The sequence below is a fragment of the Bradyrhizobium cytisi genome (assembly GCF_008123515.1).
Lineage (GTDB): Bacteria > Pseudomonadota > Alphaproteobacteria > Rhizobiales > Xanthobacteraceae > Bradyrhizobium > Bradyrhizobium cytisi.
In genome coordinates this window covers 1-3002 of sequence record NZ_VSSR01000145.1, presented here as the reverse complement: position 1 = coordinate 3002, position 3002 = coordinate 1, and the positions used below count along the sequence as shown (strand labels likewise).

The window sequence follows — 3002 nt, the reverse complement described above, 5'->3', positions numbered from 1 at the left end:
GCGATCTGAACGTATTTGGCGAGCCGATGTTCGAGGGCGTCACGGCTGAGTGACGTTCCCGATCGGGTGACGAAAAGTGGCTCCGCCGGAAGACCCGCGCGCTCGGCGAGCCAAACACGCAGGAGGGCGACCATACCCGCGGTAATCGGTGTGATCCGCAACTTCCGTCCTTTCCCCATGCAACTGATATGGGCGCCAGTGCCGAGATGAACATCGCTGATGCGAAGGCCGATCAATTCTGACGCGCGCAGGCCCGTTTGCGAGCGTAAGCAGGGTATGGTCGCGCCGCCCGGTCCAGGTCGAGCGGTCGGGTGCGCGGAACAGCGCATCGAGTTCAGGTTCGATCAGGAAAGTGACGAGCCTTCGGTCGAAACGCTTGCGTGGAATGGCAAGCACCCGCTCGATTACGGCGGCATGCTCGGGATGTCGAAGCGCTGCGTACCGGAACAGCGAACGGACGGCGGCAAGTCGAGCATTGCGGGTGCGCGCACTATTCTCGCGCTGCTTCTCAAGATGGTCGAGGAAGGCGCCGATGAGCGGCGCATCAAGATCGTGGATGTCCAGCTTCGATGGTTCGACGTCCTTCCTCGCGGACGCGAAAATCAGCAGCAGCCGCAGCGTGTCCCGGTAGGCTGCAAGTGTATGGAGACTAGCCTGGCGCTGGCGGATGAGGCGTTCCGTGAAGAACGCTTGCAGGGTTGGGGCAAGTGCGGTCATGCGGCACCTCCGAGGTGCCGCTCCAAACGATCACCAACCAGCGTCAGCAACTCCGGCGCAGCTGAAAGATACCAATATGTGCTGACAGGATCGACGTGGCCGAGGTAGGTCGACAGCAACGCGATCCGGTTCCCCGGCTCCCTGCCATCTCGATATCCGTCAAGGATGGTATTGACGGCAAATCCATGCCGCAGATCATGCAGCCTCGGACGGCATGAGGCAGAGCGCGGCTTCAGGCCGGCGACATCCACAATTTGACGAAAGACGGGCTGGATACCCATGTAGTGGAATCTGGTGCCAACCGTAGTGACCAGCAGTGCCGGCGTATTCGACGAGTTTGTCGGACGGTCGTCTCGACGCAGATAATCAACCAGTGCAGCCACCGTGCTCGGATGCAGCGGTAATTGGCGAGACTTGCCGAACTTTGCGTTCCGGATAGTGAGTAGTCCAATGACGGAGTCAAAATCGTCGCGGTCGAGGCCGATCGCTTCCCCAACCCGCATTCCGGTCACTGCAAGCAAGGCGATCAATGTCCGAAATGTCGCCACTCGGTGCGGTGTCCGCAGCGTCCCGGCCGCGGCGATGAGGGCCGCGATATCCGACTCCGAATATAGGTAGGGCGTTGCTCGGCCCTTTTGCTGCACCAGCAAGTGGGTCGGGGGCACCTCGGTCGCGGGGTCGATCCCGCGCAGGTGTTTAGCGAAGCGGCGAACAACGGAAAGCCGGGCAAATGCCCAGGTTCGACCGCGCTTAGGAAGCGTCGCCCAAGCGAGCGCCGCCTCGGTTGTCAGATGATCTTCGCCGCGATCCTCGACGAAGGTGAGAAACTGACCGAGGAGCTTCTCGGCTCGATAGAGCTTAAAGCCGAGGGCGCGGCGAACCACAAAGTAGTCTGCGAGAGCCTTGCGGAGAGCGTTCATGCGACGACACCCGGCCAGGGGCGAGCGATCGACCGCAGAGCATCGCGATCGACCTTGGCATAGATCGATGTCGTAATGGCGTTGCGGTGGCGCAGGAGTTGTCCGATCTCGGGCAGCGATGCACCGCCGCGTAGCATCAGAGTCGCTGCGGTGTGACGCAGCCGGTGAGCATGGATCGGTTCAAAGCCGCACCGTTCGCCAGCGTGGCGAACAATCTGCGTTACCGCGCCAGTGGTGAGAGCGTGATGCGGAGCTGTGATCCGTGCAAACACCATTCGGCCTTGCGTGCTTGCGGGACGGCTGTGATGCAAGTAAGCCGCGATTGCTTCGCCGACGTCTGCAGGCAATGGCAGTCGTTCGGCGCGATTGCCTTTGCTGTGGGCAATCACGATCTCGCCGCCTCGCCAATCGATATGCTCAAGCTGCAGTTTGGCGACTTCGCCTGCCCGCAAGCCCAGGCGAACAAGCATGGTCAGGACCGCGAAGTCACGACAGCCACTTCGGGTGCTGGTGTCGCAGGACGCCAGAAGGCGCTGCACTTGGTCAGCGGCCAATCCCTTCGGCAATCCGGTTAATCGCCGACCGGGAACGGTCGGTACCGCAGACACGAGTGACCGATCGATAACGCCGTCGACGTAAAGAAAACCGAGTAGTGATCGAAGGGCCGACACTGTCAACCCGGCCGTCCCAGGGCTGAGGCGAGGGCAGTTTGTCACCACAAAGGAAATGACGTCAGCCGCCGTCAGGCTTCGAAGGTCCAGAGTAAGGCCGTCCGGCGAGACCTTGGTTTGAAGGAAGGGACGCATCAGTTCAATATACCGGGACGCTGACGCATTCCTGATGCCACGTTCAAGTATCAAGTAACCTCGGTATCGCGCCAGGGCCGCTTCAAGCACTCCGCTGACCGGAGGTGACGAGGCCGGCGGTGCGATCCCAAGACCGCGCAGGTAACCGAGGATCGGCTGCATCGCTCTGATAGAGCGAAGAAAGCTGTAACCCGCTTCATCACGGCTGAGCTGAAACCGCTCTACTTCCTTTGTGCGCAGTTCCCCTACAACGAGCCCCTCGCTCGCAAGCCAATTGCTCAGGTGGTTTAGCAGCAATAAGTGCAGGCGGGTCTGGTGTGGGTTATAGCCTTGTCGTGTCATGTGGTCGGCAAACCCAGTCGCGAATGCCGAAAGCGGACCCGAAACCCCAACTCGTGACAGATCAATCAACATGAAAGCCTCCCTTCAATTGGCAAGGGGGAGACTGTACGCTGTGAGACCAATCGGATTATGCCGACTCTAACGCAGCGATCGCCGCCGCCAGAGCCCGTTCAGAGCCAATGGTCGGCATAATCCCGAGGTCGGCATAGTAGAGATT

At 60.6% G+C, this 3002-nt stretch carries 3 protein-coding genes and 1 pseudogene; all 4 read right to left on the bottom strand.

Annotated features, from left to right (window positions below; all coding sequences use genetic code 11):
- The coding region (locus FXB38_RS44485; protein WP_246230637.1) for a tyrosine-type recombinase/integrase at positions 1-329 on the bottom strand (329 nt) is incomplete at its 3' end.
- 157 nt (positions 330-486) lie between these two features.
- Positions 487-717, bottom strand: a pseudogene (locus tag FXB38_RS44480) (site-specific integrase); the annotation flags it as partial.
- Positions 714-1637: a tyrosine-type recombinase/integrase gene (locus FXB38_RS41960; protein WP_148756699.1), complete on the bottom strand. Its 924-nt coding sequence runs from the start codon at positions 1635-1637 to the stop codon at positions 714-716. The pseudogene FXB38_RS44480 and the gene FXB38_RS41960, both read right to left, overlap by 4 nt.
- The gene (locus tag FXB38_RS41955) at positions 1634-2857 is read right to left on the bottom strand and encodes a site-specific integrase (RefSeq protein WP_148756698.1); all 1224 of its coding nucleotides are present in this window, start codon (positions 2855-2857) and stop codon (positions 1634-1636) included. Before FXB38_RS41955 ends, FXB38_RS41960 begins: the two co-directional genes overlap by 4 nt.
- Positions 2858-3002: the final 145 nt, after the last annotated feature.